1 protein-coding gene is annotated in these 568 nt (G+C 71.8%); it reads left to right on the top strand.

The genetic code is table 11. The annotated features are described in order from the left end of the window. Nucleotides 1–29 precede the first annotated feature (29 nt). The coding region (locus QN350_RS19760; RefSeq protein ID WP_323517222.1) for a DEAD/DEAH box helicase at nucleotides 30–568 on the top strand (539 nt) is incomplete at its 3' end.

Here is a 568-nt window from a genome sequence, read left to right as displayed (position 1 = left end):
GTGACCGGGGTCGCCGGTAGACTCGCTGGGTGAGTTGGACTGCCGAACTGCCCCGTGAACCGGACGAGTGGGTGCCCGACGACCGCGATGCACCGGAGGACTACGACGCTCCGCCGCCCCCGGACTACGGAGCGGGCGACGGCCAGGGAAACAGCTCCGACTACGGCTCCCGAGTCGGCCCGGGCGCGGGCGCCGGCGGATCCGGACCCGCCCGCACGTCGTTCGCGCAGGCATCCGCCCCGCCCCGCCGCGCCACCGCGAAATTCGCGACGGCAGCGGATGCGCTGCGCACGGTGTTCGGCTACGACTCGTTCCGCGGCGAGCAGGCCGCCATCATCGACCAGGTCATCGGGGGCGGCGACGCCGTCGTGCTGATGCCCACCGGCGGCGGCAAGAGCCTCTGCTACCAGATCCCGTCCCTCGTGCGCGAGGGCACCGGCATCGTCATCTCCCCGCTGATCGCGCTCATGCAGGACCAGGTCGACGCCCTCACCGCTGTCGGTGTCCGCGCCGAATTCCTCAACTCCAGCCAGGATTCCGCCGAGCGCTCCCGCGTCGAACGCGACTA

It is taken from the genome of Cryobacterium sp. 10I5 (assembly GCF_035019865.1).
GTDB lineage: Bacteria > Actinomycetota > Actinomycetes > Actinomycetales > Microbacteriaceae > Cryobacterium > Cryobacterium breve_A.
The sequence above is the reverse complement of the archived record's forward strand: the minus strand, read 5'-3'. Positions and strand labels throughout refer to the sequence as shown.